4 protein-coding genes are annotated in these 4486 nt (G+C 71.3%); 2 read left to right on the forward strand and 2 right to left on the reverse strand.

The genetic code is table 11. From position 1 onward, the window contains the following. The coding region (locus ABD345_RS39675) for an acyl-CoA dehydrogenase family protein (protein ID WP_344559664.1) at positions 1 to 988 on the reverse strand (988 nt) is incomplete at its 3' end. 22 nt (positions 989 to 1010) lie between these two features. Beyond that, positions 1011 to 2186 (reverse strand): thiolase family protein, encoded by a 1176-nt coding sequence (locus ABD345_RS39680; protein ID WP_344559665.1) that lies wholly within the window; start codon positions 2184 to 2186, stop codon positions 1011 to 1013. A 207-nt stretch (positions 2187 to 2393) separates the two neighbouring features. On the opposite strand from ABD345_RS39680, the gene ABD345_RS39685 reads away from it, so the two are divergent. Beyond that, entirely contained in the window at positions 2394 to 3437 is a 1044-nt protein-coding gene (locus ABD345_RS39685) for a TIGR03617 family F420-dependent LLM class oxidoreductase (RefSeq protein WP_344559666.1), read from the forward strand. 61 nt (positions 3438 to 3498) lie between these two features. Beyond that, positions 3499 to 4486 (forward strand): acyl-CoA dehydrogenase family protein (locus tag ABD345_RS39690; protein WP_344559667.1); only part of this gene is annotated, 988 nt, incomplete at its 3' end.

Raw genomic sequence — 4486 nt, forward strand, 5'->3', positions numbered from 1 at the left:
AGCAGAAGAGCTTGGCCTTGGCAGCGTCGGCCGGGGTGAGTTCGCCCGCTGCGTGCAGGTCCAGCGCGCGGTCCACGAAGGCCTGCGCGGCCTCGGTCTCGGCGGCGCACTCGGCGAGGACGAACTTGGTGTTCTGGAAGGCGGCCACCGGCCTGCCGAAGACCTCCCGCTCCAGGACGTACTCCTTGGCGAAGCCGACCGCGGCGGCGGCGGTGGCGTACCCGCTGATCGCCGCGCCGAGCCGTTCGACCACCAGGTTGCGGGTGAGGTAGGAGAAGGCGGCCCCGGCCTCGCCGAGCAGGTTCTCCACCGGAACGCGGACGTCGGTGAAGGACAGCTCGGCGGTGTCCTGGGCGCGCAGGCCGATCTTGTCCAGCTTCCGGCCCACCGCGAAGCCCTCCGAGGCGGTGTCCACGCACAGGATGGACAGGCCCGCCCGGCGGTTCGCCGGGTCGTACGGTGCGGTGCGGCAGACCACCAGGATCAGGTCGGCCTGGGCACCACCGGTGATGAAGGTCTTGGAGCCGTTGAGGACGTAGTGGGTGCCGTCCTCGGACACGTGGGCGCGGGTGGCTATGCCCGCCAGGTCGGAGCCGGTGCCCGGTTCGGTCATGGCGATGGCGGTCATCAGCGCTCCGGAGAGGAATCCGGGCAGCCAGCGCCGCTTCTGCTCCTCGCTGCCGAACTCGACCAGGTAGGGCAGGACCAGGCAGGTGTGCACCACGTCGGCGCCGAAGGTCACTCCCGCCCGGGCAGTCTCCTCGCGCAGCACGGCGTGGTACTTGAAGTCGGTCACGCCGGCCCCGCCGTACTCCTCGGGGACCTGGATGCCGAAGACACCGAGCTCGCCGAGCTTCCGGTACAGGGCCCGGGGCACCTTCCCGTCCTGCTCCCAGTCCGCGTAGTGGGGAGTGACCTCCTTGGCGACGAACTCCCGGATCGTCGCGCGGAAGGCCTCGTGGTCCGAGGTGAAGACGGTGCGTCGCACGGTGTGCGGTCCTTTCGGGAGGTCAGAGCAGTTCGAGGACGGTGGCGTTGGCCATGCCGCCCGCCTCGCACATGGCCTGCAGGCCGTAGCGGATGCCGTTGTCGCGCATGTGGTGGACCAGGGTGGTCATCAGCCGGGCGCCGGAGCCGCCGAGCGGGTGGCCGATGGCCATCGCGCCGCCGTTGGAGTTGAGCAGCCCGTAGTCGGCTCCGGTCTCCTGGAGCCAGGCGAGGGTGACCGGGGCGAAGGCCTCGTTGACCTCGAAGGCGCCGATGTCTGCGATCGACAGGCCCGAGCGCTTCAGCGCCTTGGCGGTGGCCGGGATCGGGCCGAGCGCCATGGTGACCGGGTCGCAGCCGGCGAGCACGGCGGTGTGCACCCGGGCGATCGGGGTCCAGCCCCGGGCCCGGGCGATCTCGCCGGTGGTGATCAGCAGCGCTGCCGCACCGTCGGAGATCTGCGAGGAGTTTCCGGCGCTGACCAGACCGTCCGCCCGGAACGGTGTCTTGAGGGCGGCCAACCGATCGAGGGTGGAGCCACGGCGGACGCCCTCGTCGGTGTCGAAGGTGAAGGTGCTGCCGTCCTCGCGGGTGACCGTGACCGGGGTGATCTGGTCGGTGAAGCGGCCCTCGTCGATGGCGCGGGCGGCGCGCGCGTGCGAGTCCAGTGCGTGCTGGTCGAGCTGCGTGCGGCTGAATCCGTACCGTTCGGCGATCAGCTCCGCGCCGACGCCCTGGTCGAACTCGCCGTCGCCGTCCGGGTAGTAGCGGGCCCGGACCAGCGGGCCGTACGGGGTACCCGCCTGCGGGACGGCGCGGGCCGAGCCCATCGGCACCCGGCTCATCGACTCCACCCCGCCGGCGATCGCGATGTCGTACTGGCCGGCGGCGACCAGCCCGGCGGCGAAGTGCACGGACTGCTGGGAGGAACCGCAGGCGCGCGACACCGAGACGCCCGGCACGGACTCAGGCCAGCCGGCGGCGAGCACGGCGAAGCGTCCGACGACACCGGCCTGCTCGCCGACCTGGGAGACACATCCCCAGACCACGTCGTCCACCGTGGCCGGGTCCAGCCCGTTGCGCTCGGCCAGGGCAGTCAGAACGTGAGCGGAGAGATCCACCGGGTGGATGCCGGAGAGGGACCCGCCGCGCTTGCCGACCGGGGTCCGCACGGCATCGACGATGACTGCGTCACGCATGGGGCTACTCCTTGAGAGGAGGGGAACCGACAGCAATAAGTTAATTCAAGCTAACCTTGCTGTCTAGGAGTGAAAGGTGGGGGATGAGCTGCTGGGGCTGAGGGTCATGTCGGCCCTGGTGAATGCGAATTCTGGGCCGCCTTGCTCTTGACAGTGGAGCGGTCGGGCTCGAAAGTGAAACTCCGCTAACCTTGTGAAGGGTCATGGATGAGCACCCGACCGGTACCCGCCGCCGAGATCAGGACCGACGTCGTCCTGCACGGACCTCCCGAGCGCGCGGCCGGCGCGGCAGCGGCGGCCGAGGCGCGTGGCATCGACGGGCTGCTCGCCGCGGAGACCCGCCACGACCCGTTCCTGGCGCTCGCGTCCGCTGCCGCGGGCACCGGCAGGATCCAGCTCGCCACGGGCGTCGCCATCGCCTTCGCCCGTACCCCGATGACGCTCGCCCACAGCGCCTGGGACCTCCAGCGGCTCTCCGGAGGGAGGGCGGCGATCGGCCTGGGATCGCAGGTCCGACCCCACATCACCCGCCGCTACGGCATGCCCTGGAGCCGGCCCGCGGCGCGCATGCGGGAGTTCGCCGCCGCGACGAGGGCCGTCTGGCACAGCTGGCAGACCGGCGAGCGGCTGGACTTCAGGGGTGACTTCTACACCCATACCCTGATGACCCCGATGTTCGACCCGGGCCCGCTGTCCCACGGCGCACCGCCCCTGCGGCTCGCGGCGGTCGGCCCTCGGATGACCTCGGTGGCCGGTGAGATCGGCGACGGGCTGATCTGTCACCCCTTCACCACGCCCCGCTACCTGCGGGAGGTCACCCTGCCGACGGTGCGCGCGGCCCGCGCCCGGGTCGAGGCGGCGGGGGAGCCCTGGACCGTCCGCCCCTTCGAGGTGTCGGGCACCGCGATGGTGGTCACCGGCCGCACCGAGGAACAGCTGGCCGCCAACGCTCGCACGGTCCGCGAGCGGATCGCCTTCTACGGCTCCACCCCGGCCTATCGGCCCGTGCTGGAACAGCACGGCTGGGGCGCCCTGCACGAGGAACTGCACATGCTCTCGCAGGAGGGCCGCTGGCAGGAGATGGGCCGCCGGATCGACGACGAGGTGCTCGGCGCCTTCGCCGTCGTCGGCGAACCGGAAGCCGCCGGGCGCGCCGTGCGCGAGCGCTTCGCCGGGCTGGTCGACCGGATCACCGTCTCGCTGCCCTACGACGCGGACGACGAGCTCGCCCTGGACGTGCTCGGAGCCTGACGGCCGACCCACGCACCGCCGGGTGCCGCTACGCCCCGGCCTACCGAGAAGAGAGACAGCGATGCCCCGCACCGTATTCAACGAGGAGCACGAGGCGTTCCGGGAGATGGTCCGGGACTTCCTCACCAAGGAGGCAGCACCGCACCTGCAGGACTGGCTGGCCGCGAAGGCGGTCCCCCGCGACTTCTACCGCAGGCTCGGCGAGCTGGGCATCCTGGGCATCGAGGTGCCCGAGGAGTACGGCGGCGGTGCGCAGAGCGGCCACCACTTCGGCGCGGTGCTCGCGGAGGAGGTCGCCCGGGCCGGGGTCACCGTCGGCACCGCCATGACGCACACCAACATCATCCTGCCCTACCTGCTGCACTTCGCCACCGAGGAGCAGAAGCGGCGGTGGGTCCCGGGCTGTGTCTCCGGCGACCTGATGCTGGCGATCGCCATGACCGAGCCCGGCACCGGCTCCGACCTCGCAGGCATCCAGACCTCGGCGAAGCTGTCCGAGGACGGTACCCACTATGTCCTCAACGGCGCCAAGACCTTCATCACCGGCGGCACCCAGTGCGACCTGGTCCTGGTGGTCTGCCGAACCTCCCCGGCCCCGGCCGAGAACCGCCGCAAGGGCCTGTCGATCCTGGTCGTCGACACCGCGAGCGCCGGCTTCGCCGTCGGACGCAGCCTGCACAAGATCGGCCTGCACGCCTCCGACACCGCCGAACTGTCCTTCTCGGACGTGAAGGTGCCGGTCGAGAACCTGCTCGGCGAGGAGGGCGAGGCGTTCACCTGTCTGACCGCCAACCTCCCGCGCGAGCGCCTGGTGATCGCCGTGCAGGCCGCGGCCGCGGCCGACGCCGCGGTCCGGTTCGCCCGCGAGTACACCCAGGACCGCCAGGTGTTCGGGAAGACCGTGTCGTCCTTCCAGAACACCAAGTTCGTGCTCGCCGAGTGCGCCACCGAGGTCGAGGCCGCCCGGCTCCTCGCGTACGAGGCACTGGAGCGCGACGCGCGCGGTGAGCTCACCGCCGACTACGCCGCCATGGCGAAGCTGTTCTGCA

This window comes from Kitasatospora saccharophila (assembly GCF_039529925.1).
GTDB classification, from domain to species: Bacteria; Actinomycetota; Actinomycetes; order Streptomycetales; family Streptomycetaceae; genus Kitasatospora; species Kitasatospora saccharophila.